This window comes from Streptomyces sp. NPDC046866 (genome assembly GCF_040704625.1).
In the GTDB taxonomy this organism is placed as follows: Bacteria; Actinomycetota; Actinomycetes; order Streptomycetales; family Streptomycetaceae; genus Streptomyces.
Genome location: NZ_JBEYXN010000005.1, coordinates 272,720 through 294,519, shown reverse-complemented (window position 1 = coordinate 294,519; position 21,800 = coordinate 272,720). Strand labels below are relative to the sequence as shown.

Below are 21,800 nucleotides of genomic sequence, written 5' to 3'. Positions count from 1 at the left end.
TCCGGGGTGACGATCTCGATGACCGTCTTGCCGATGAGGCCGGCCAGGTTGCCGGCGTCCTTGGACCACCGCGGGCTTCTCGACGTCGGAGTTGACGACGACGAGGGTCGTGCCGTCCTGCGGGAGCCGGACGGCGATGGTGTCGTAGCCGGGCAGTTCGAGCTGCCGCGGGCGGCGGCGGGGGCCTCGCCCGCGCAGAGTGCGCAGCGCAGCACGGAGGCCGCGGCCATCGCGGGAAGCGCCCGGTACCGGCGCATGGCGGACCACGCACGCTCACAGCTCCCCGAGCTCCCCGAGCCCCCCTCCACGCAGGAACCCCCGCGCCCCCCGGCGACCGCAGCCCGGCGGCGGACGCGGCGCGCGGTATCGCGGGTCGGGGGCTACTACCGCCCCGCTGCCACCGCGTCGGTCGACTGCTGCCGCACGGACGTGGCCGGCGCCCGCGTCGGCTCGACACCTGCCGCCCGGTGCTGCCGCGGAATGGCCGGCAGGCCGGAGCGGCCGAGGTCCTTCCACCGCATCGCCGGGCGTTCCACGAGGTGCCAGGAGAGCGCCGCCGCGGCGAGCGTGCCGGCCGCGGAGAGGCCGAGGTAGGCGGCGAAGCCCCAGCGGGCCCCGCCGAGCGCGGCGACGGACTGCTCCACGACGAACCCGTAGATGTAGATGCCGTAGGAGTAGTCGCTCGTGCTGCCGACCTTCCGCAGCGGCTTCGGCAGCCGGATGGCGAGCCACAGCAGCAGGTAGGCGAAGGCGGGAACGCCGAGGACGAAGAACCAGCCGTAGTGGAGGGTCGCCGCCATCACCACGGCGCTCAGCACGGCCAACGGGGCGCTGACCGGGATCCGCTCCTTGTAGACCTCGATGAGCATCCCGATGACGAAGGCGAAGCCGAGGTAGCAGACCCACTTCACGACCCAGCCGCCCACGACCGCCACGGCGGCGCCGGCCTGGACGTCGATCGAGCTCACCAGCGGGTTGTCGAGGGCCTCGTCCACCAGGTAGCAGCCCAGGGCCACGGCGACCGCGAGGATGGCGCGCCGGGCCCGGACCAAGCCGCCGGCCCGGGCGCCGGCGAGGGCGAGCAGGGCGACGCCGAGGTAGCACAGGACCTCGTACTCGAGGGACCACAACGCCCCGTCGAAGCTGTGGTTGTGGGCGAGGCCCTTCTGCTGGGCGGTCTCCAGGACGCCCGATATGCCCCATTGATGCACCCGGATCGCGACGTTGTTCCGGAGGTAGTCCAACGGCCCGCTCTCGTGCTCCCAGAAGCCGGACAGGCTGCCGTGCGCCCGCCAGTACAGGAAGGGCGCCACGGCGCAGGCGGTCACGAGCAGGCACACCCACAGTCCCGGCAGCAGGCGCAGGGCCCGGTGCCACAGGAAGCGGCCGACCGGGAGCCGGTTGCCGCTGCGGGTGACGAGGATGCCGGACAGGACGAAGAAGCCGATGACCGACACCTTGCCCATGTCGGTCTGTCCGCCGGTGAAGTGGTGCCCGAATTCGCGCTGCCCGAACCCGAGGATGCGGGCGTGGGAGAGGACCACCGCGGAGGCCAGCACCAGCCGGAGCAGGCCGAGGCTGTTGTCCCGGCCGGAGAACAGTTCCGCGACGCTGCCCTGGGACCAGCGCGTATGGCCGGGGCGGGGGGTAACGCTCACGCGCACGACGCCTTTCGAGAACGGAACCCGAAGGGGCGCTCTGCTCGAGGTGTAAAAGGACATGCAATTGTGGCACGTGCGTGTCCGTACACGGCTGCGGACCGTACGCAACGAGACATCCCGAACCGGCCCGAGGGCCGGCCGGAAAGCAGCCCGCCCCGGGTGCTACGCGAAGCGTTCGCGGAGTTTGTACTTCAGGACCTTGCGGAGGGTTTCGTTGCGGGGGAGGGATTCGACGAGCTCCAGTTGTTCGGGGAGCTTGTGCGGGGACAGACCCTGGCTGCGCAGGTACGCCGTCACCTGGGGCAGGGTCAGTGGGGTCGCGCCCGCGGGCTGTTCGACGACCGCGCAGACGCGTTCGCCGCGCTCGGGGTCGGGCAGGCCGATGACGGCGGCGTCGCCGACGCCGGGCAGGCGGTGCAGGAGGTCCTCTATCTCCTTCGCGGAGATGTTCTCGCCCTTGCGGATGATCACGTCCTTGATGCGGCCGGTGAGGACCAGGTACCCGTCTGCCGTCAGGTGTCCGAGGTCGCCGGTGATGAGGAAGCCGTCCGCGTCGAAGGCCTCGGCGGTGGCGGCCGCATCGAGGTAGCCGCGGCAGACGGCCTCCCCGCGCAGCCGGACCTCGCCGTCGGTGCCGGCGGGCAGCGGTGTGCCCTCGGGGTCGGTGATGCGGATCTCCATGCCGGCGGGCGGCCGGCCCTCGGTGCCGGCCAGGTGCTCGGCGGTGTCGTCCGGGGAGCCCATGGTGATCATCGGGACCTCGGTCATGCCGTAGCCGTGGGTGAGTCCGCAGCCCAGCTCGCGCACGACGGCGTGGTAGAGCTCCGGCGGCTTGGGCGCGCCGCCGCCCGCGAGGAGGCGCAGGGTGGGGATCAGCTTGCGGGAGGGGTCCTTGCGCTGCTCGGCGAGGAACATCGAGTAGAAGGCGGTGGAGCCGCCCGCGACCGTCACCCCGTGGCGCCGGTAGCCCTCCAGGGACTCCGGGAGCGCGAACCTCTCGAAGAGCACGGCCGGGAACCCGTACAGCAGCAGCATCACCAGGTAGTCCGGCCCGCCGATGTGCGCGTACGGGAAGGCGATCGAGCCGACGTCGTCAGGGCCCAGGCGCAGGGCGTGGGCCAGGCAGGAGCCGCCGGCGATCAGGGAGCGGTCGGTGTGCAGGACGCCCTTGGGGTCGGAGGTGGTGCCGGAGGTCCAGTAGATCCAGCGTACGGAGGTCCCGTCGCCCGGCGGCGGGGGCAGGACGGCCGGATCGCCCTCGGGCAGGGCGTCGTACGCCTCGAAGACGCCCGGCGCCCCGAGCCGCCGGGCCATGGCGGTGTGGTCGAAGCCGCGCCAGGCGCCGGGGACGGCGAAGTGTGCGGCCCCGCACTCGCGCAGGGCGAAGCCGACCTCGCGGTCGCGGTAGAAGGGGATGACGGGGGACTGGACGGCGCCGAGCCGGGCCAGGGCCAGTGAGAGCAGCACGGTCTCGATGCGGGTGGGCAGCTGCCAGGCGACGACGGTGCCGGGGCGCACGCCCCGGTCGTACAGCCCGGCGGCGGTGCGCTCGGCGCGCGCCCGCAGCTCCCCGAAGGCGATGCGGCGTCCGCCGTCGGCCTCGATCAGGACCGGGGCGCCGGGGGTGAGCGCGGCGCGGCGCTCGACCAGCTCCCACAGGGTGGGGGACTGCGCCAGCTCTCTCGCGGTGTCCGCCATGCCGGCCGACCTCCGTCCTGTCGTAGCGGTCGTAGCGGTCGGCCCCGGTGCTGCGGCCGGGATCGCCGAATATCTGACGGATAGTCAGACGAAGGGAGAGCGTAGGGCTCCGGCGCTTGTCGGTCCAGGGGTCGCGGGGCTAGCTTGTTTCTGACGATCCATCAGAAACGGTGTGTTGGGGGACCCCATGGAACTGCCTCGGATCATCAGCGTCGACGACCACGTGATCGAACCGGCGCACCTCTTCGCGACCTGGCTCCCCGCCAAGTACCGCGACCGGGGACCGCAGCCGCTGACCGCCGGCATCGGAGAGCTCCGGTACACCGGCGGCAAGTACCAGATCACGATGGACCCGGACGGCCCGCCCACCGACTGGTGGATCTACGAGGACCTGAAGTTCCCGTACAAGCGCAACATCGCCGCCGTCGGCTTCGACCGCGACGACATGACCCTGGAGGGCATCACCCGCGCCGAGATGCGCCGCGGCTGCTGGGACCCCCAGGCCCGCCTCGCCGACATGGACCTCAACCACGTCGAGGCCTCGCTGTGCTTCCCCACCTTCCCCCGCTTCTGCGGCCAGACCTTCGCCGAGGCCCGCGACAAGGAGGTCGCCCTCGCCTGCGTGCGCGCCTACAACGACTGGATGGTCGAGGAGTGGTGCGGCGACAGCGGCGGCCGGCTGATCCCGCTGTGCATCATCCCGCTGTGGGACATCGACCTCGCCGTCGCCGAGATCCGCCGCAACGCCGCCCGCGGGGTGCGGGCCGTCACCTTCTCCGAGATCCCCACCCACCTGGGCCTGCCGTCCATCCACTCCGGCTACTGGGACCCCTTCTTCGCCGTCTGCCAGGAGACCGGCACCGTCGTCAACATGCACATCGGGTCCTCCTCCCAGATGCCCGCCGCCTCGCCCGACGCGCCGCCCGCCGTCCAGGCCTCGCTCAGCTTCAACAACGCGATGGCCTCGATGATGGACTTCCTCTTCAGCGGGGTGCTGGTGAAGTTCCCGCAGCTCAAGCTCGCCTACAGCGAGGGCCAGATGGGCTGGATCCCGTACGCCCTCGAACGCGCCGACGACGTCTGGCAGGAGCACCGCGCCTGGGGCGGGGTCCGCGACCTGATCCCGGAGCCGCCGTCCACGTACTACTACCGGCAGATCTTCTGCTGCTTCTTCCGCGACAAGCACGGCATCGCCTCGCTCGACGTCGTCGGCCGCGACAACGCCACCTTCGAGACCGACTACCCGCACGTGGACTCGACCTTCCCGCACACCAAGGAGGTCGCCCTCGACCACGTGAAGGGCCTCGACGAGGAGACCGTCCACAAGCTGATGCGCGGCAACGCCATCCGCATGCTCGGCCTGGACCTCGTCTGATGGACCTGTCCCCCACCGAGGAGGAGCAGGAGTTCCGCGCCCGCCTGCGGGCCTGGCTCGCCAAGGTCCTGCCCGAGCTGCCGCCCCGGCCCTCCCCGGACGACTGGCCGGGCCGGCGCCGCTACGACCTCGGCTGGCAGCGGCGCCTGTACGACGCCGGCTACGCCGGGCTGCACTGGCCCGTCGACGCGGGCGGCCGCGGCGCCACCCCCACCCAGCACCTGATCTTCCTCGAGGAGACCGAGCGGGCCGGCGCCCCCTACGTCGGCGCGAACTTCGTCGGCCTGCTGCACGCCGGCCCGACCATCGCCGCCGAGGGCACCGCGGAGCAGCGCGCGCGCTGGCTGCCGCCCGTGCTGCGCGGCGACGAGGTGTGGTGCCAGGGCTTCAGCGAGCCCGGCGCCGGCTCCGACCTGGCCTCCTTGCGCACCCGCGCGGTCCGCGACGGCGACGACTACGTGGTCACCGGCTCGAAGCTCTGGACCTCCCACGCGGAGGTCGCCGACTGGTGCGAGCTGCTGGTCCGCACCGACCCCGAGGCCCCGAAGCACCGCGGCATCTCCTGGCTGGCGCTGCCGATGGACGCACCCGGGGTCACCGTCAGGCCGCTGCGCACCCTCGCCGGATCCGCCGAGTTCGCCGAGGTGTTCCTCGACGAGGTCCGCGTCCCGGTGGCGAACCGCGTCGGCGCGGAGAACGACGGCTGGCGCGTCACCATGGTCACCCTCTCCTTCGAGCGCGGCACCGCCTTCGTCGGCGAGGTGGTCGCCTGCCGGCGCACCCTCGGCGGGCTCGCCCGGGCCGCGCGGGCCAACGGCCGCTGGGACGACCCGGTGCTGCGGCGCAGGCTGGGCCGGCTGTACGGGGAGTTCGGCGCCCTGTGGCGGCTCACCCAGTGGAACGTCAGCGAGGCGCAGCGCACCGGCGGGGTCCCGGGCACCGGCGGCTCCGTCTTCAAGCTGGCCTACTCGCACGCGCGGCAGGAGCTGTACGAGGCCGCCGCCGAGGTGCTGGGCGCGGGCTCGCTCGCGCTGGAGGAGGAGTGGGTGCGCGAACGGCTCTCGTCCCTGTCGTACACGATCGCCGCGGGGACCTCGCAGATCCAGCACAACATCGTCGCCGAGCGGATCCTCGGCCTGCCGAAGGGCCGGTGAGGGCCGTGGACTTCCAGCCGACGCAGGAGCAGCGGGACCTGCGGGCGGGCGTACGGGAGCTGCTGGCCCGGCGGTACGGGCGCGAGGCGCTGCGGGCGGCCGTGGACGCCGGTACGGCGGTCGACCGGGAGCTGTGGCGGGAGCTCGGCGAGGCCGGGTTCTTCGCACTGCGGCTGCCGGAGGCGGACGGCGGGGTCGGGCTCGGGCTCGCGGAGGCGGTGCTCGTCTTCGAGGAGGCCGGGCGGGCCCTGCTGCCGGGGCCGCTGGTCGCGACGCACCTGGCGGCCGGGGTGGTGCCGGGGGCCGCGGCCGGCACCGCCGTGGTCACCGCGTGCGACCTCGGCGGGCCGCTGGTGGCCCACCTCGGGGAGGCGGACGCGGTGCTCGGGGCGGGGGGCGGGGCGGCCCGGGGCCCGGCCGGGGAGCCCGCCGCCGAGGCTGCGGCCGAGCCCGCAGCCGAGCCGCCGGCGGCGCAGCCCGCCTCGGCGTTGCTCCTTTCGGGTGAGCCGGTGCCCTCGGCGGACCCGCTGACCCCGCTGCACCGGGTCGCGGCGCCGCAGGACCTGCCGGACCCGGGCCCGTACCGCGACGAGGGGGCGCTGCTGACGGCCGCGCTCCAGGTCGGCAGCGCGCTGCGCACGGTGGAGCTGGCGGTGCGGTACGCCGGGGAGCGCGAGCAGTTCGGGCAGCCGATCGGGGCGTTCCAGGCGGTGAAGCACCTGTGCGCGGGGATGCTGGTGCGGGCCGAGGTGGCCCGTACGGCGGTCTACGCGGCGGCGGTCGCGGCGGATGCGACGGCCGGGCGGGGGATGACCGCCCAGGTCGCGGCGGAGATCGCGGGTGCCAAACTGCTCGCCGACGAGGCGGCGGTGCGCGGCGCGCGGGACTGCCTGCAGGTGCACGGCGGGATGGGCTTCACCTGGGAGGCCGATGTGCACCTGCACCTGAAGCGGGCGTGGGTGCGGGCCGAGCAGTGGCGGACGGCGGCGCAGGCGCAGGAGGTGCTGGCGGCGGAGCTGCTGGCGGAGGCCGCGTCCCCGGAGGGCGCCGGAGGGCACCCGTAGCAAGCTGTGACAAGGGGGGCACGGGCGAGACGGGGCGGGACGCATGTCCGATTACGGAGAGTTGATATCGGTTTGTGTCCTGCGTCCGGCCGCTTGCGACCCGGAGAGAGGGGACTACTCCGGTACGCTCCCGGGAATGCGAGCGGTAGCGCGGCGTGAGCGTCGCACAGTATGCACCATGCCTACTCCTTCGCGCTGGAATATGCCCGAAGCGCTTGTCGTGGTGACTGTATGTCAACCATGCTGCTCGAGAAGGGGATCACAGTCGGTGATCCCGTCCTGTCGCGAGGCGAAGTGTCCGCCGGTTCGGATGGGGTGAGCGGTGCAGGTGCTTCAGGTGCAGCTGGAGGTAGGACCGGATCCCGCCGAGGTCGGCCGGGCCCGCCGATGGGCGCGGTCCCGGCTGGCCGGCTGCGGCATAGGGGACGACGAGCCGCTCGCCGAGACCCTGATCCTGCTGATCTCGGAACTCGTCACCAACGCGGTCGTCCACACCGGCTGCCCGGCCGTGCTGCGGATGCTGTTCGGCGAGCCCGGAGTCCGGGTAGAGGTCGCCGACACCAGCGACCGGGCCCCGGCCCGGCGGCAGGCCGCCGGGGACGAGACCAACGGCCGCGGCCTGGAGCTCGTCGACGGGCTCGCCGACCGCTGGGGCTGGCAGCGTGAGGGCGCCGGCAAGCACATCTGGTGCGAGGTCGACCGCTCCGACAAGCCCGAGGACGGCGCTGTGGGCGACCCGGCGGCGGGTCCTGCCGGCCGTCCCGCGCAAGGCCCCGTCCAAAGCCCTGCGGGCGGTCACGCGGAAGGCTCCGGGCGGCCCCGCGAAACATGTGGGTCGATCCGGGAACCGCGCGTGTACCTCTAACGAGGTGTTGACGGTTCGTCAACTGTTGATCACCCTTGTGTTGAGCGATTCGTCGCGAGGGGACGCCAAGGGCCAGACCTTGACGAGTGCGGGTCGTGGGGTGGCGGCTGCCGTGCCGCGCTCGGGGCGTGCGCGAGTGTACGCCGCCACCCGCTGGACCGCGCCGCCGTCACCGGGGCGGCGTGACCAGCCCCCACTCGTACGCCTTGATCACCAGGTGCACCCGGTCGCGGGCGTCGAGCTTCGTCAGCAGCCGGGCCACGTGCGACTTCGCGGTGGCGACCGAGATGAACAGGTCCTGGGCTATCTCGCCGTTGGACCGGCCGCGCCCCACCAGCGTCAGCACCTCCTGCTCCCGCGCCGTGATGGCCGGCACCCGCTCGGCCGCGCGCGGCGGGCCGGAGGCGAAGTCCGCGATGAGGCGGCGCGTCACCCCGGGCGCGATGAGCGCGTCCCCGGCGGCGACCACGCGCACCGCCGCGAGGAGGTCGTCCAGCGCCATGTCCTTCACGGCGAACCCGCTCGCGCCGGCGCGCAGCGCCCCGTAGACGTGCTCGTCCTCGTCGAAGGTGGTGAGGACGAGGACGCGGGCGGGCGCGGCACCGCGGGTGATGCGGCGCGTGGCCTCGATGCCGTCCATCTCCGGCATCCGGATGTCCATCACCACCACGTCCGGCGAGAGCTCGGCGGCGAGCCCGACCGCCTCCGCGCCGTTCGCGGCCTCCCCGACGACGTCCAGGTCCGGGGTGTCCTCCATCAGCACCCGCAGCCCCGACCGCACCAGCGGCTGGTCGTCGGCGAGCAGGACCCGTACGCGCTCGCGGCTCATCGCCCCGCTCCCTTCGTCTCCTCCTCGCCGAGGGGCAGTCCGGCCGCCACCCGGAACCCGCCCCCGGCCAGGGGCCCGGCCTCCAGCCGGCCGCCGAGCAGTTCGGCGCGCTCGCGCATCCCGGTGATGCCGAAGCCGCTGCCGGGGCCCTCGGGCGGCAGGCCCCGGCCGTCGTCGGCGACCTCCAGGGCGAATTCGCCGTCCCCGTACGCGACCTCCACGCGGCAGTGGCCCGCCCGGGCGTGGCGCACGACGTTGGTCAGGGCCTCCTGCACGATCCGGTACGCGGCCAGCTCGATGTCCCGCGGCAGCGGGCGCGGGCTGCCCGACCACACCAGCTCCACCTGTACGCCGGTGTCCTCCGCGGCGGCTGCGACGAGCCGGTCGAGGCCGTCGAGGCCGGGGGTCGGTGCGAGGGCGGCGGGTTCGCTGCGGCGCAGGGTCCCCAGGGTCCGGCGCAGGCTCGCCAGGGTTTCGCGGCTGGTGGCCTCGATGGCCTGGAGGGACTCGCGGGCCCGGTCGGGCTGCTTGCCGATGACGCGGCTGCCGACGCCGGCCTGGATGGCGATGACGCCGATGCTGTGGGCGACCATGTCGTGGAGCTCGCGGGCGATGCGCAGGCGCTCGTCGGTGAGGGCCTGCTCGGTGGCGCGGGCGTGCGCCTGCGCGGCGGCCTCGCGGCTGCGGCGTACGGAGTCCCCGATGAGCCAGGCCGCGACGACGACCGGCAGCTGGCTCTGGGTGAGGACCCGGTCCGGGCCGGTGTCCGCCGGCACGGCGAACTGGCCGGTGACGACGACCAGGACGGTGGCCGCGGCCGCGAGGGCCGCCGTCCTGCGGGACCGGGTCACGGCGACCCGGCCGAGCGCGGCGGCGGCGGCTGCGACCGAGGCCGCCGTCAGCCCGGGGCTGTGGGAGAGGAAGAGTACGAAGGCGCCGTTGAGCAGCATCAGCCCGAGCGCGGCGAGCGGGGCCCGGCGCACCAGCACCGCGGCGAGCACGAGCCCCAGGGCGGCGAGGACCGGTCCGGGCTGGGTGATCCGGTCCCCGTAACCGAGGGGGAAGCGGGCGGCGAGGTGGGTGAGCAGGAGGGTGACGAGGCCAGCTCCGGCCCACAGGGCCGTCGTCCGGAGGCGGGGGGCGGGGGGCCGCCGGGCGGCGGCCATGGGTGAGGTGTCCATGCCGCCGACCCTAGTGACGGCTCCCGGCCCGGACATCGGCCTGCGGGCTGCATCCCGCGGGCTGAAGGGTGAGGAACCGGACGGGCACCACCCGCCACTCCGCCCGCAGCCCGCTGCGCAGCATGATGGCGAATCCGGCGGGCTCGCCGCGGTGCAGGGCGGCCAGGGCGTTGACCCGCCCCTCCCCGCCGGCCCAGGCGAGCGCCCGCTCGACCTCGGCCGGGCTGAGCGCGAAGGGGTGCGTGGTGCGGATCTGGATCCGGATCAGCCGCACGGCCTCCTCGGGCGAGGCGAGCATGACCCGGTCCAGCAGCTCGGGCGCGGTGGTGTAGGCGTCCTTGAAGCACACCGCCTCGAACCAGTATCCGGTGTCGATGCGGGCCGTCCATGGCCGCTGCCGCCGCTCAATGGGCATGGCTGTCCTCCGAATGGGCCGTCAATCGGCCTGCGGGAAGGGGAGGTTGGCGGCTCGGAAGTGGCCGCTTGCCGGAATCTAGCGTGCGGTGCGCGCGCGTATCAACGGTTTGACGTCTTACGGGTGATACGCATATGCGGAGGCCCCCTGCTCATGGGAAACAGGGGGCCTGTGGTGCGGGAGGGGCTCAGGCGAAGTCGTCGAACTCGCCTGCCGCCGCACCGTCGATGAACGCGCGGAGCTTGGCCCGGGTGGTTCGGATGACCACCCCCGGGTCGTCGCTCTCGCGGATCAGGATCTCGCCGTTCTCCAGGGCCACCTCAAGGCAGTTGCCTTCGTCAGCCGACTTGGAGGACTTGCGCCAGTTGATGTCCACAGCTCTCACGCCTCACGCTTGTTTTGCCGTCTTGCGAATGAACTCGCGGGACTGTTCGGGGTCGAGCGACCGCTCCTCGGTCCGCTGCAGGATCGCGCTGTAGTTGGCGAGTTGCAGTTCGGCGTCGAGGAGCTCCGAGGATCTGGCGGTGTCGGTCTGGACGGTGTCCAGCTGGGGAACCCGCCCGTGGGCATAGAGGGTCGAGAGGCCGGCGTTCGGGAATCCGCCCGCCTCGAAGGGGATGACCCGCACGGTCACGTTGTCCCGGTCGGTCTGCTCCAGCAGGTGGCCCAGCTGATGGACGGCGACCTTCCGGCCGCCGAACTGAATGCGCAGGGCGGCCTCGTGGACCAGGAACGTGCAGTCCGGGGGATCCTTGCGGTCCAGGACGTCGCGCCGCCGCATCCGGAACGAGATCCGGCGGCGCAGGTCCACCGGGTGCAGGGCCGGGACTCCCTCTTCGAAGACGGCGCGTGCGTAGTCCTCGGTCTGGAGGAGTCCCGGGATGTGCATGATCTGCACCTGGCGGAATGCCACGGCGTGGTGTTCGAGCTCTGCGATGTCGAGCAGCGCCGCCGGCAGGTCATCGCGGTAGTCGTCCCACCAGCCGCGGCCGCGTTCCTCGGCCATCGAGGCCAAGGCGTCGACGTACGCGGGGTCGGGGCAGCCGTAGTGGAGCGCCCACTTGCGCACGCGCTCGCTGCTGACGCCGAACCTGCCGGATTCGACGTTGCTCATCGTCGTGCGGTCCGTACTCAACTGCGCTGCGGCGTCGGTGAGCGAAATCCCCGCCTTTTCGCGGATCTTCCGGAGCTCGGAACCCAACCGGCACTGCCGCGCGGTCGGGGCTTTCCTTGGCGGCATCGGCCTCCCCTCCTGTCGGGGCTCAGTCTGGCCTCCGGGCCGGTAGGAGGTCCACTCGCACCCCTAGTTATGGGAAGTAGTACAACGCGTTGTACGCGAGCCGCTACAGTCAGTGCTGCACCGCATCGCGTGTCAGTAGAGCCGAAGTGCAGCCGCTGAACCGTGCCTTGGGAGGGTACGTGTTCACCTGGGGGCGGCCAGAGCCACGGCATACGACGGGCGACGGCGGCGCGCGTACTCGTACCGCGTGGGGAGAGCAGCGATGGCAATGACGAACACCTACCGCTTCAGCGCGCCCAGCCGGGCGGACACCCCCCGGCTCGCCCGGGAATGGGTCGCCCTGGTCCTCCAGACGGCCGGGCTCGCCCACCTCGTGGACCGGGCCCGGCTGTGCACCTCGGAGGTGGTGACCAACGCCCACGTGCACACCGCCAGCGAGCGGATCTCCGTCGAGGTGGCGCTGGCGACGGGCGACCCGGTCACGGTGACCGTGTACGACCAGTCCCCGGCCGCGGCCCCGGCCCTGGCGGCGACAGGCGGGTCACCGGCCGGGGAGCTGGCCACCCACGGCCGCGGCCTCGGCCTCGTCGCGGCCTACGCCGACGACTGGGACGTCACCGCCCGCCCGGACCGCAAGGCGGTCCGCTTCCGGCTGGCGTGAGGCGGACCCCAGCCGGCCGGGGGGCCGCTGCTGCGCCCCGTCGCGAACGGGTCCACATCCGACAGGTGACGTGGATCTGACCAGAGCGCACAGGGAAGGTCGCGGCCGTCAGAGGACGGCGACCGGGGCGACCGGGGTGCCGACCGCGCCGACGAAGGGTTCCGGCATCGCCGACAGCAGGAAGGCGTAGCGGCCCTCTTCTGCACAGGCTGTGGACAAGTCCTCCAGGTTCCAGTTCTGACCCTGCAGCATGCCCATCTCCACCAGGTCCAGCGCGTGCACCGGCAGCCACAGGTCGTCGATCTCCGGCGGGAAGATCTCGAAGGTCAGGGTGTCGTTGGCGACGGCGGCCACGTCCCGGGCGTGGAACCACTGCGGGGTGCGCACCGACAGGCCCGGCGAGGGGAAGCCGTAGCCGTGCTTGTCGCCGGCCAGGTAGACCTGGACCTGGCCGGTGCGGACCAGCACGATGTCCCCGGCCCGCACCGCCGTCCCCGCGAACTCCTCCGCCTCTGCCAGGTCCTCCGGGGTCACCGCGTGCCCGCCCGGCAGCCGGTCCAGGCCCTTGGCGCGGGCCACGTCCAGCAGCACCCCGCGCGAGACGACCGGCCCCGCCTTGTCGATGCCGCTGAACTCGGCCCGCCCGTGGGCGGTGACGGTGCTCGCGGGGCGGCCGTTGTAGATGCGGCCCGAGTGCGAGACGTGGGTGAGGGCGTCCCAGTGGGTGCCCGCCTGTAGCCCCATCGTCACCGCGTCGTCGCTGCAGGCCACGCCGCCCGGCCCGAACAGCTCCTGGTTGATCTGCACCATCGTGTGCAGGGGGTTGATCCGGCCCGGGATCAGGCCCGCCTGGACGCCGTCCTCCTTCAGCGGGAGGGCCAGCGGGACGCGGCGTCCGGTGCGGACCTCGGCGGCTGCGGCCCGTACGACCTCGCCGGTGATCAGGTTCAGGGTGCCGGTCTCGTCGTCGGCGCCCCAGCGGCCCCAGTTGTTGACGCGCTTGGCGATGTCGTGGAACGCGGCGGGCAGGGTCATGGCCTCATCCACTCCTGTGGGCAACGGGTGGGCACGAGCTCTTGTGCTGCGCCGTCCGGCGGGACATAAAATCTAACGGTCCGTCAGAAAACGCGGGAAGGGGTCGGCGTGGGGAACTTCTTGGCAGGCAAGGTCGTGGCCGTCACCGGCGCCGGCCGCGGCATCGGCCGCGCCGTCGCACTCGCCGCCGCAGCCGAGGGCGCGCGGGTCGTCGTCAACGACTACGGCGTCGGCATCGAGGGCGGCGCCCCCACCAGCGCGATAGCCGAGGCCGTCGTGAAGGAGATCCTCGCCGCCGGCGGCGAGGCCGTCGCCGTCGCCGACGACATCTCCACCATGGAGGGCGGCCAGCGCGTCGTCGACACCGCCCTCACCCGCTACGGCCGCATCGACGGCGTCGTCTGCGTCGCCGGCATCCTGCGCGAGCGGATGCTGTTCAACATGTCCGAACAGGAGTGGGACCCGGTCCTCGCCACCCACCTCAAGGGCACCTTCACCGTCTTCCGCGCCGCCTCCGCCGTCATGCGCCGCCAGGGCTCCGGCACCCTCATCGGCTTCACCAGCGGCAACCACCAGGGCTCCGTCGCCCAGGCCAACTACAGCGCCGCCAAGGGCGGGATCATCTCCCTCGTCCGCTCCGCCGCCCTCGGCCTGCACAAGTACGGGGTCACCGCCAACGCCGTGGCGCCCGTCGCCCGTACCCGCATGTCCGCCAACGTCCCCATGGAACTCAAGGAGATCGGCGAGCCCGAGGACGTCGCCGCCCTCGTGACCTACCTGCTCAGCGACAGGGCCGTGGCCGTCGGCGGCGAGCGGATCACCGGGCAGGTCTACACGATCGCCGGACCCAAGATCGCCGTATGGGCGCAGCCGCGCGAGCTGCGCGCCGGCTACGCCGAGGGCGCCTGGACGCCCGAGAAGATCGCCGACTTCCTGCCCGGGACCGTCGGCACCGACCCGATGCCGATGCTCGCGCAGCTGGAGGCCATGGCCAGGGCGGCGGCAGCCAAGGACCGCCCCAACGCCCGCAACGCCTAGAAGGGGCCACGGACCGTGGACTTCAGCTTCGGGGCCGAGGACGAGGAACTGCGCCTGCGGGCCCGCGCCTGGCTCACCGGGCGCCTCGCCGCCGACGGCCCGTACGCCGCCGCGGTCGGCCTCGGCGGGCCCGGCAGCGAGTACGAGGGGGTCGACGCCCGGCGCGCCTGGGAACGCGAACTGGGGCGCGGCGGCTGGATCGGCCAGGGCTGGGAGGTGCCGGCCGGGACGTACGGGCAGCAGCGGCTCTCCCTGACCGGGCAGGTCGTGTGGGCCGAGGAGTACGCGGCGCTGCGCGCGCCCGGCCGGGTCGGCCACATCGGCGAGAACCTCCTCGCCCCGACGCTGCTCGCGTACGGCAGCCGCGAGCAGCAGGACCGCTTCCTGCCCGGCATCGCGCGCGGCGAGGAGCTGTGGTGCCAGGGCTACAGCGAGCCCGGCGCCGGGTCCGACCTCGCGGCCGTGCGGACCGCGGCGGTACGGGACGGCGGCGACGGGCGGCTGCGCGTCACCGGCCAGAAGATCTGGACCTCGCTGGCCCGCGAGGCCGACTGGTGCTTCGTCCTGGCCCGGACCGAGGCCGGGTCGCGCCGCCACCGGGGGCTGTCGTTCCTGCTCGTACGGATGGACCAGCCGGGCCGGGTCGAGGTGCGGCCCATCCGGCAGATGTCGGGGACCTCGGAGTTCAACGAGGTCTTCTTCGACGGGGCCGTCGCCGCGGAGGTGGTCGGCGGCGAGGGCAACGGCTGGTCCGTGGCCATGGGCCTGCTCGCCCTGGAGCGCGGGGTGTCCACGCTCGTCCAGCAGATCGGTTTCGCGGCGGAACTGGAACGCGTCCTGGCCGACCACGCGGCGCGCGGGGAGCCCGACCCGGTGGTGCGGGACCGGCTCGTGCGCCAGTGGGCCGAACTGCGCACGATGCGCTGGAACGCGCTGCGCACGCTGGGCTCGGGACCCTCCGGCGGGGATCCGGGTGCGCCGAGCGTGGCCAAGCTGCTGTGGGGCGGCTGGCACCGGCGGCTCGGCGAGCTGGCCGTCGCCGTCCGCGGCGCGGCGGGCGCGGCCGGGCCGGCGGCGTGGGCGCCCGACCTGCCGTACGAGCGCGGCCTCGACGAGGCGCAGCGCCTGTTCCTGTTCACCCGGGCCGACACGATCTACGGCGGCTCGGACGAGATCCAGCGGAACATCATCGCCGAGCGCGTGCTCGGCCTGCCTAAGGAGAGCGGCCGGTGAGAGGCGTCGTGTTCGACGGCAAGCGGGTTGTGGTGGCCGATGACCTGGAGATCCGGGACCCCGGGCCGGGGGAGGTGCTGGTGGGGATCCGGGCGGCCGGGGTGTGCCACAGCGACCTGTCGGTGATCGACGGGACGATCCCGTTCCCGGTGCCGGTGGTGCTCGGGCACGAGGGGGCGGGGGTGGTCGAGGCGGTGGGGGCCGGGGTGACGCACGTGGCCCCGGGGGACCACGTCTCCTTGTCCACCCTGGCCAACTGCGGGGCGTGTGCGGACTGCGACCGGGGGCGGCCGACGATGTGCCGCAGGGCGATCGGGATGCCGGGACAGCCGTTCTCGCGGGGCGGGAAACCGCTGTTCCAGTTCGCCTCGAACTCCGCCTTCGCCGAGCGGACCATCGTCAAGGCGGTGCAGGCGGTGAAGATCCCGGAAGACATCCCGATGGCCTCGGCGGCGCTCATCGGCTGCGGGGTCCTCACGGGGGTGGGGGCGGTGCTGAACCGGGCCCGGGTCGACCGGGGCGAGTCGGTGGTGGTCATCGGCAGCGGCGGGATCGGGCTGAACGTGCTCCAGGGGGCGCGGATCGCGGGGGCGGCGACCGTGGTGGCGGTGGACGCCAACCCGGCGAAGGAGGCGGTGGCCCGGCAGTTCGGCGCGACGCACTTCGTCGACGCCTCGGCCGTCCCGGACGTGCCGGCGGCGGTGCGGGAGGTCCTGCCGACCGGCGCCGACCACGCCTTCGAGTGCGTCGGCAGCGTCCGGCTGATCCGCCAGGCCATCGATCTGCTGGACCGGCACGGGCAGGCGGTGCTGCTGGGGGTGCCGGGGTTCCGGGAGGAGGCGGCGTTCCAGGTCTCCTCGATGTACCTCGACAAGACGATCATGGGCTGCCGGTACGGCTCCGCCCGCCCCCAGCGGGACATCGCGCTGTACGCGGACCTCTACCGCCGGGGGAGCCTGCTGCTGGACGAGCTCGTGACGGAGGTCCACCCGGTGGAGGACTTCCCCAAGGCAGCCGAAGCCGCCCGCGCGGGCCGCGTGGCCCGCGCGGTCCTCACCTTCTGACCATCGAAGCGGTGGCCCGGCCGGTTCAGCCCCCTCCGCTTCCGGACCCGCGCCTCACACGCCGGCGGGGCTGATTTTTGCCGACCTCTCGTCGCAGGCGTCGGCGGAGTCGGCTGGGCTTTCGGGCTCCGCCCCAGCCGGGTTGCCCGGGGCAGGCGCATCGGGCCCGGGCGGTGCCACAGGTTCAGGTGTCGGAGAGGCGGCCGAAGCGGCCCTTGTGGAACAGGAGGGGGCCCTCCTCCCCGGCGGCGCCGAGCGCCAGGACCCGCCCGACCACGATCAGGTGGTCCCCACCCGTATGGACGGCGTGGATGCGGCAGTCGATCCAGGCGGGCACCCCGTCGAGCTGCGGCGACCCCGTCACGGGCGCGGGCCGGTGCCCGACCCCGGCGAACTTGTCGGCCCCCCTCACCGCGAACTGCCGGCACAGCTCCCCCTGCCCCGCGCCCAGGATGTTGACGCAGAACACCCCGGCGCGGGCGATCCGCGGCCAGGTGGTGGACGTACGGGCCACCATGAAGGTGACCAGCGGCGGGTCGAGCGACAGCGAGGCGAAGGACTGGCAGGCGAAGCCGGCCGGGCCGTCCTCGCCCTCGGCGGCCGGGGCGGTGACCACGGTGACGCCGCTCGCGAAGTTCCCCAGCACGGCCCGGAACTCCGCGGCACCGACAGGGGCGCGCTCGTCCTCCCCGACGGCCCGAAGGTCGGCGCGGGGCAGGACCGAGGGTTCCGGCTCCCCCGAGCCGGGCGCGGCGGAGCCGACTGATCTCAGGTATCGGACGACGGTGGCCGCCATCCCTGCGTGTCCCATCACATCCCCGATTGAAACTGACGGCATGTCAGATGTGAAGGGGTGGGTGCCTGCGGACCTGGCTGCTCGCTGACTGTTCGCCCGGCCTGTGGTGCAGCCGCACGGCTGACCGCCCGCCGGAGCCCCGGCGGTCCGCCTTCGGAGGCGGTGCGGGGCGACGTACCCCGTTGCGAGGGGGCGTGGGCGGCATTGCCCCGTGCGGGTGAAACCCCCGGGCGCCCCGGATCCGTACGCCCGTCCGCCCCGCCCGGCTCGGCAAGGTGGCGGGGGACCGGCGTACGGCCGTACGCCGCCCCACCGCAGACGTCCCGGGAGGACCCCATGCTCGGTACCGACTTCCGCACCGGCTCGCCCAACTGGCTCGACCTCGGCAGCCCCGACACCGACGCCGCGGCCGCCTTCTACGGCACCGTCTTCGGCTGGAGCTTCACCTCCGCCGGCCCGGAGGCCGGCGGGTACGGGTTCTTCCAGGCGGACGGCAAGACCGTCGCCGGGCTCGGGCCGCTCAACGAGAAGGGCGCGAAGTCGGCATGGATGGTGCACTTCATGACCCCGGACGCCCGCGCGACGGTCCAGGCGGTCAAGGACGGCGGCGGGAAGATCCGCATGGAGCCCATGGACGTCATGGGCGAGGGCTGGCTCATGCAGGCCACCGACCCGCAGGGCGCCGAGTTCGCGGTGTGGCAGCCCGGCAAGACCGCCGGGCTCGAACGGGCCTCGGAGGAGAACTCGCTGGTGTGGGCGGAGCTCCACGTACCGGACCCGACGGCGGCCATCGACTTCTACAGCGGCGTCTTCGGCTGGCGCAGCGAGGAGATGCGGACGCCCGGGATGACGTACCGCGTCCTCAGCACCAAGGACGGCGACCAGAAGCAGGCCTCCTTCGGAGGGGTCGCGCCGATGGGGGACGGGGCCGGCGGCGGGGGCGTCGAACGGCCGCGCTGGGTGCCGTACTTCCACGTGGCGGACGTCGACGCCACCGTTTCGGCGGCGAAGGGTGCGGGCGGCTCGGTGATCATGCCGGCGGCGGACGTGCCGGACGTCGGGCGGATCGCCTGGCTGGCGGACCCGTTCGGGGCGGTGTTCGCGCTGCTGAAGCCGAACCCGCAGATGTAGGGCCACGGGTTCACGGGCTTACGGGCTTACGGATTCGGCGCCAGGTGCCCGGGCTTCAGCGGCCCCGGTACTTCGGGGTGCGGCGCTCCACGAAGCTCGCCACGCCCTCCGCCGCGTCGGCCGTGGTCATGTTGATCTCCTGGGCGGTGGCCTCGGCGGCCAGGGCGGCCGCCCGGTCCCCGTCCAGCGAGGCGTTGACCAGCTGCTTGGCCAGGGCGATGGCCCGGGTCGGGCCCTGCGCGAGCCGCTCGGCCCACTCCCGGGCGCACTCCGCCAGTTCGGCGTCGGGGACGACCCGGTTGACGAGGCCGAGCCGCTCGGCCTCGGCCGCCGGGACGGCGTCGCCGAAGAACATCAGCTCCTTGGCGCGCTGCGGGCCCACCAGGCGCGGGAGCAGGTACGCGCCGCCGCCGTCGGGGACCAGGCCGCGGCGGACGAACACCTCGATGAAGCGGGCCGACTCGGCCGCCAGGACCAGGTCACAGGCGAGGGCGAGGTGCGCGCCGATGCCGGCGGCGGTGCCGTTGACCGCGGCGAGGACCGGCTTTTCGCAGTCGAGGACGGCCGTGATCAGGCGCTGGGCGCCGAGCCGGATCATGCGGGCCACGTCGCCGGCGATGCGGTCGCCGCCGGGGGCGTGGGTGGGGGCGGGGGCGCCGCGGAGGTCGGCGCCGGCGCAGAAGCCTTTGCCGGTGGCGGTGATGACGACGGCCCGGACGGCCGGGTCGGCGGAGGCGTCCGCCAGCAGCGCGATGATCCGCTCGCGCTGGGACCAGGTCACGGCGTTCATGGCTTCGGGGCGGTTGAGGGTGATCCACGAGACGCCGTTGTCGGTGCGGTGCAGTACCGATGAGTCGGGGGCCTGGGGGGTGTCCGTCATGGGGTGGTGCTCCTCCCGTTCGGGGTGGGGGGCGGGTGGCGTGGCTGCCGCTGCGCGGGGCCGGGATCCGGCGGAGGCGGGCCGCCGCAGCGGGGCCGCGGCGCTGGGTCCGGCTCCCGCGGGGCGGGCGCGGCGGCGGTGTCCGGGGGCGGCCGCCGCGCAGCGTCAGCGGCAGATGGCCAAGGCGTCCAGGGCCACCGCGCCCTGCCCGCGCGGGAGGACCATCAGCGGGTTGATGTCCAGCTCGGACAGGACACCGCCGAGTTCCAGCGCCATCCGCTGCACCCGCAGCACGACCTCGACCAGCGCGTCGACATCGGCCGGCGGCGCCCCGCGGACCCCGTCCAGCAGGGCCCGCCCGCGCAGTTCGGCCAGCATCGCCCGGGCCTGGTCCTCGCCGAACGGCGGTACCCGCACCGCCGCGTCGTGCAGCACCTCGACCAGGACCCCGCCCAGCCCGACCGTCACGGTCGGGCCGAACAGCTCGTCCTGCGTGACGCCGACGACCATTTCGACGCCCCGCTCCACCATCTGGCAGACCAGGATCCCGTCCAGCGGCACGTTCTCGTAGCGGGCGATGTCCGTCAGCTCCCGGTAGGCGTCGCGGATCTGGCTCGCCGAGGTCAGGCCGATCTTCACCAGCCCCAGCTCCGTCTTGTGCGCGAGCTGCGGCCCGGAGGCCTTCATCACCACCGGGTAGCCGACCAGGCCGGCCGCGCGGACGGCCGCCGCCGCGCTCGTCACCAGCTGCTCCCGCGGCACCCGGATCCCGTAGGCGCGCAGCAGCTGCTTCGCCGCGTGCTCGCTGAGCTGCTGGCCCGGGCGCATCAGCGCCTGCGCCTTGCGGTACGAGGGGGACGGGGTCCGCGGGGCGTCGGCGAAGGGGGAGCGGTAGCCGGCGGTGAAGCGGTGGTGGTCGAGGTAGGCGCGCACGGCGGTGATGCAGTTGCCGAAGGTACGGAAGGTCGCCACGCGGGAGGAGCCCAGCAGGGTGGTGCGGTAGGCCTCCTCGGTCCCGACGGGGGAGCCCCAGATCACGCAGATCAGCTTGTCGGTCTGCTCGGCCGCGTCCACCAGGTCCTGGGCGAGCCGGTCGCTCATGGGCGGGAAGGGCCCGGTGATCGGGCAGATCAGGACGCCGACGGACGGGTCGGCGAGGATCGCGTCGATGATCTTCCGGCCGCGCCAGTCGCCGACCGGGTGGCCGCCGTTGTCCACGGGGTTGGCGACGTTCAGGTACTCCGGTATCCACTGGTGGAGCTCGTCCTGCTTGGCCCGGGAGAGCGTGGGCAGGTGCAGCCCGGCCTCGGTGGCGAGGTCGGAGAAGTGGGCGCCGGTGCCGCCGGAGATCGAGTAGACGACGACCCCGTCGGCCTGCGGCCTGCGGGCCCGGGCGAGCAGGGCCGCGGTGTCCTGGAGCTCGTCGAGGCCGTCGACGCGGATGACGCCGAACTGGCGCATGGCGGCGTCCACGACGGTGTCGGCGCCGGTGAGCTTGCCGGTGTGGGAGGCGGCGGTACGGGCGCCGGCCTCGGTCCGCCCGACTTTGACGGCGACGACCGGCACCCCGTTGCGGGCGGCCCGGTCGGCGGCGAGGAGGAAGGACCGGCCGTCCTTGAGGCCCTCGACGTAGCAGGCGATCGCGCCGACCTCGGGCTGCTCGGCGAAGTAGGAGATGAAGTCGGAGGTTTCGAGGTCGGCCTCGTTGCCCGTGGGAGCCCAGTGGGAGAGCCGGATCCCGAGCTCCTGGAGGGTGTACACGGGCCGGCCCTGGTGGCCGGACTGGGTGATCAGCGCGATGGCCGGGCCGTCGAGGTCGTCCCGGAAGTCGGAGAAGGCGTTGAGGTTGGTGTTCGGGCCGAGGAGGCGAAGGCCCGAGCGCCGGACCGCGGAGGCGAGCCGCGCCTGGGCGGCGGCGCCGTCGGCACCGGTCTCGGCGAAGCCGGAGGCGAAGGCGACGGCGTACTTCACCTTGGCCTCGGCGAGCTCGTCGATGAAGGGCAGCGGGTCGGCCACCAGCAGGACCGCCAGGTCCACCTGCTCGGGCAGGGCGGCCAGCGCAGCCACGGAGGGGTGGCAGGGCAGCCCGAAGACGGCGGTACGGGTGGGGTGCACGGGGTGGATGCGGGCCCCCACGCGCTCGGCCCAGGCGATGAGCTGGCGGGTGATCCCGGTATGGGGCCTGCCCTCGGTATCGGAGGCGCCGATGACGGCCACGGACCCGGGCCGGAAGAAGCGGTCCAGGTCCGGTACGTCGGCGTGCAACGGCCGTCCGCTGACGTCCAGGACGACCGCGTCGTCCGGGGAGGGCGCGGCCGTGGAGTGGACGGCCGTCCTGGGCGTCTCGCCGCAGGCCTCGACACGTGCGCGGAAGTCGGTGGTGAGGGTGCCGTGAGTAGATCCAAGCATCGCTTCGCCCGCTCCTGCTCGATGAACTTGAGAACTTCAAGCCAGCCAACGCCGGTTACTGACGTGTAGTC

At 73.5% G+C, this 21,800-nt stretch carries 20 protein-coding genes; 9 read left to right on the top strand and 11 right to left on the bottom strand.

Going from position 1 to position 21,800, the window contains the following annotated elements:
• Positions 1-383: 383 nt before the first annotated feature.
• On the bottom strand, positions 384-1,658 hold the full coding sequence (locus AB0953_RS11470; protein ID WP_366859178.1) for an acyltransferase: 1,275 nt from the start codon (positions 1,656-1,658) through the stop codon (positions 384-386).
• 165 nt (positions 1,659-1,823) lie between these two features.
• Positions 1,824-3,359 carry an AMP-binding protein gene (locus tag AB0953_RS11465; protein WP_366859177.1) on the bottom strand — a complete coding sequence of 512 codons (1,536 nt, stop codon included), beginning with the start codon at positions 3,357-3,359 and terminating at the stop codon, positions 1,824-1,826.
• A 187-nt stretch (positions 3,360-3,546) separates the two neighbouring features.
• Between AB0953_RS11465 and AB0953_RS11460 the strand changes: the two genes are divergently transcribed.
• The 4 genes from AB0953_RS11460 (at position 3,547) to AB0953_RS11445 (ending at position 7,817) form a co-directional block, all read left to right on the top strand.
• On the top strand, positions 3,547-4,734 hold the full coding sequence (locus AB0953_RS11460) for an amidohydrolase family protein (protein WP_366859176.1): 1,188 nt from the start codon (positions 3,547-3,549) through the stop codon (positions 4,732-4,734).
• Positions 4,734-5,888, top strand: a complete 1,155-nt coding sequence (locus AB0953_RS11455; RefSeq protein ID WP_366859175.1) for an acyl-CoA dehydrogenase — start codon at positions 4,734-4,736, stop codon at positions 5,886-5,888. The genes AB0953_RS11460 and AB0953_RS11455 overlap by 1 nt, the downstream gene beginning before the upstream one ends.
• Positions 5,889-5,893: 5 nt before the next feature.
• Complete coding sequence (locus tag AB0953_RS11450) at positions 5,894-6,952, top strand: acyl-CoA dehydrogenase family protein (protein WP_366859174.1); 1,059 nt, start codon at positions 5,894-5,896, stop codon at positions 6,950-6,952.
• Between the two features lie 322 nt (positions 6,953-7,274).
• Positions 7,275-7,817 carry an ATP-binding protein gene (locus AB0953_RS11445; protein ID WP_366859173.1) on the top strand — a complete coding sequence of 181 codons (543 nt, stop codon included), beginning with the start codon at positions 7,275-7,277 and terminating at the stop codon, positions 7,815-7,817.
• Between the two features lie 169 nt (positions 7,818-7,986).
• Here AB0953_RS11445 and AB0953_RS11440 read toward each other — a convergent pair whose 3' ends face one another.
• From AB0953_RS11440 to AB0953_RS11420, 5 genes are all read right to left on the bottom strand, one after another.
• Positions 7,987-8,646 carry a response regulator transcription factor gene (locus AB0953_RS11440; protein ID WP_366859172.1) on the bottom strand — a complete coding sequence of 220 codons (660 nt, stop codon included), beginning with the start codon at positions 8,644-8,646 and terminating at the stop codon, positions 7,987-7,989.
• A complete protein-coding gene (locus tag AB0953_RS11435) occupies positions 8,643-9,827 on the bottom strand; it encodes a sensor histidine kinase (RefSeq protein WP_366859171.1) in 1,185 nt (394 codons plus the stop codon). The genes AB0953_RS11440 and AB0953_RS11435 overlap by 4 nt, the downstream gene beginning before the upstream one ends.
• Before the next feature lie 10 nt (positions 9,828-9,837).
• The gene (locus tag AB0953_RS11430) at positions 9,838-10,242 is read right to left on the bottom strand and encodes a hypothetical protein (protein WP_366859170.1); all 405 of its coding nucleotides are present in this window, start codon (positions 10,240-10,242) and stop codon (positions 9,838-9,840) included.
• 187 nt (positions 10,243-10,429) lie between these two features.
• Entirely contained in the window at positions 10,430-10,618 is a 189-nt protein-coding gene (locus tag AB0953_RS11425; protein ID WP_366859223.1) for a DUF397 domain-containing protein, read from the bottom strand.
• Between the two features lie 12 nt (positions 10,619-10,630).
• Positions 10,631-11,482, bottom strand: a complete 852-nt coding sequence (locus tag AB0953_RS11420; RefSeq protein WP_366859169.1) for a Scr1 family TA system antitoxin-like transcriptional regulator — start codon at positions 11,480-11,482, stop codon at positions 10,631-10,633.
• 262 nt (positions 11,483-11,744) lie between these two features.
• Between AB0953_RS11420 and AB0953_RS11415 the strand changes: the two genes are divergently transcribed.
• Positions 11,745-12,143 carry an ATP-binding protein gene (locus AB0953_RS11415; protein ID WP_366859167.1) on the top strand — a complete coding sequence of 133 codons (399 nt, stop codon included), beginning with the start codon at positions 11,745-11,747 and terminating at the stop codon, positions 12,141-12,143.
• A gap of 108 nt (positions 12,144-12,251) precedes the next feature.
• On the opposite strand, the gene AB0953_RS11410 is transcribed toward AB0953_RS11415, so the two are convergent.
• On the bottom strand, positions 12,252-13,178 hold the full coding sequence (locus AB0953_RS11410; RefSeq protein WP_366859166.1) for a cyclase family protein: 927 nt from the start codon (positions 13,176-13,178) through the stop codon (positions 12,252-12,254).
• Between the two features lie 108 nt (positions 13,179-13,286).
• Between AB0953_RS11410 and AB0953_RS11405 the strand changes: the two genes are divergently transcribed.
• Genes AB0953_RS11405 through AB0953_RS11395 form a run of 3 tightly spaced genes read left to right on the top strand, consistent with a single transcriptional unit; the run spans position 13,287 to position 16,513 of the window.
• On the top strand, positions 13,287-14,216 hold the full coding sequence (locus AB0953_RS11405) for an SDR family oxidoreductase (protein WP_366859165.1): 930 nt from the start codon (positions 13,287-13,289) through the stop codon (positions 14,214-14,216).
• A 15-nt stretch (positions 14,217-14,231) separates the two neighbouring features.
• Positions 14,232-15,449 (top strand): acyl-CoA dehydrogenase family protein, encoded by a 1,218-nt coding sequence (locus tag AB0953_RS11400; protein ID WP_366859164.1) that lies wholly within the window; start codon positions 14,232-14,234, stop codon positions 15,447-15,449.
• Positions 15,446-16,513, top strand: a complete 1,068-nt coding sequence (locus AB0953_RS11395) for a Zn-dependent alcohol dehydrogenase (RefSeq protein WP_366859163.1) — start codon at positions 15,446-15,448, stop codon at positions 16,511-16,513. The genes AB0953_RS11400 and AB0953_RS11395 overlap by 4 nt, the downstream gene beginning before the upstream one ends.
• A 184-nt stretch (positions 16,514-16,697) precedes the next feature.
• On the opposite strand, the gene AB0953_RS11390 is transcribed toward AB0953_RS11395, so the two are convergent.
• Positions 16,698-17,324, bottom strand: a complete 627-nt coding sequence (locus AB0953_RS11390) for a flavin reductase family protein (RefSeq protein ID WP_366859162.1) — start codon at positions 17,322-17,324, stop codon at positions 16,698-16,700.
• A 321-nt stretch (positions 17,325-17,645) separates the two neighbouring features.
• Between AB0953_RS11390 and AB0953_RS11385 the strand changes: the two genes are divergently transcribed.
• Positions 17,646-18,440, top strand: coding sequence for a VOC family protein (locus tag AB0953_RS11385; RefSeq protein ID WP_366859161.1), 795 nt, complete (start codon positions 17,646-17,648; stop codon positions 18,438-18,440).
• Between the two features lie 55 nt (positions 18,441-18,495).
• Here AB0953_RS11385 and AB0953_RS11380 read toward each other — a convergent pair whose 3' ends face one another.
• Both AB0953_RS11380 and AB0953_RS11375 read right to left on the bottom strand, forming a co-directional pair.
• On the bottom strand, positions 18,496-19,320 hold the full coding sequence (locus AB0953_RS11380) for an enoyl-CoA hydratase-related protein (RefSeq protein WP_366859160.1): 825 nt from the start codon (positions 19,318-19,320) through the stop codon (positions 18,496-18,498).
• A 165-nt stretch (positions 19,321-19,485) separates the two neighbouring features.
• Positions 19,486-21,729: an acetate--CoA ligase family protein gene (locus tag AB0953_RS11375; RefSeq protein WP_366859159.1), complete on the bottom strand. Its 2,244-nt coding sequence runs from the start codon at positions 21,727-21,729 to the stop codon at positions 19,486-19,488.
• Positions 21,730-21,800: the final 71 nt, after the last annotated feature.

Bases quoted from the DNA above. Each gene is read 5' to 3' on its own strand.
- AB0953_RS11465 (WP_366859177.1), bottom strand. From the start codon at position 3,359: ATGGCGGACACCGCGAGAGAGCTGGCGCAGTCCCCCACCCTGTGGGAG.
- AB0953_RS11460 (WP_366859176.1), top strand. From the start codon at position 3,547: ATGGAACTGCCTCGGATCATCAGCGTCGACGACCACGTGATCGAACCG.
- AB0953_RS11455 (WP_366859175.1), top strand. From the start codon at position 4,734: ATGGACCTGTCCCCCACCGAGGAGGAGCAGGAGTTCCGCGCCCGCCTG.
- AB0953_RS11440 (WP_366859172.1), bottom strand. From the start codon at position 8,646: ATGAGCCGCGAGCGCGTACGGGTCCTGCTCGCCGACGACCAGCCGCTG.
- AB0953_RS11435 (WP_366859171.1), bottom strand. From the start codon at position 9,827: ATGGACACCTCACCCATGGCCGCCGCCCGGCGGCCCCCCGCCCCCCGC.
- AB0953_RS11430 (WP_366859170.1), bottom strand. From the start codon at position 10,242: ATGCCCATTGAGCGGCGGCAGCGGCCATGGACGGCCCGCATCGACACC.
- AB0953_RS11420 (WP_366859169.1), bottom strand. From the start codon at position 11,482: ATGCCGCCAAGGAAAGCCCCGACCGCGCGGCAGTGCCGGTTGGGTTCC.
- AB0953_RS11415 (WP_366859167.1), top strand. From the start codon at position 11,745: ATGGCAATGACGAACACCTACCGCTTCAGCGCGCCCAGCCGGGCGGAC.
- AB0953_RS11410 (WP_366859166.1), bottom strand. From the start codon at position 13,178: ATGACCCTGCCCGCCGCGTTCCACGACATCGCCAAGCGCGTCAACAAC.
- AB0953_RS11390 (WP_366859162.1), bottom strand. From the start codon at position 17,324: ATGGGACACGCAGGGATGGCGGCCACCGTCGTCCGATACCTGAGATCA.
- AB0953_RS11385 (WP_366859161.1), top strand. From the start codon at position 17,646: ATGCTCGGTACCGACTTCCGCACCGGCTCGCCCAACTGGCTCGACCTC.
- AB0953_RS11380 (WP_366859160.1), bottom strand. From the start codon at position 19,320: ATGACGGACACCCCCCAGGCCCCCGACTCATCGGTACTGCACCGCACC.
- AB0953_RS11375 (WP_366859159.1), bottom strand. From the start codon at position 21,729: ATGCTTGGATCTACTCACGGCACCCTCACCACCGACTTCCGCGCACGT.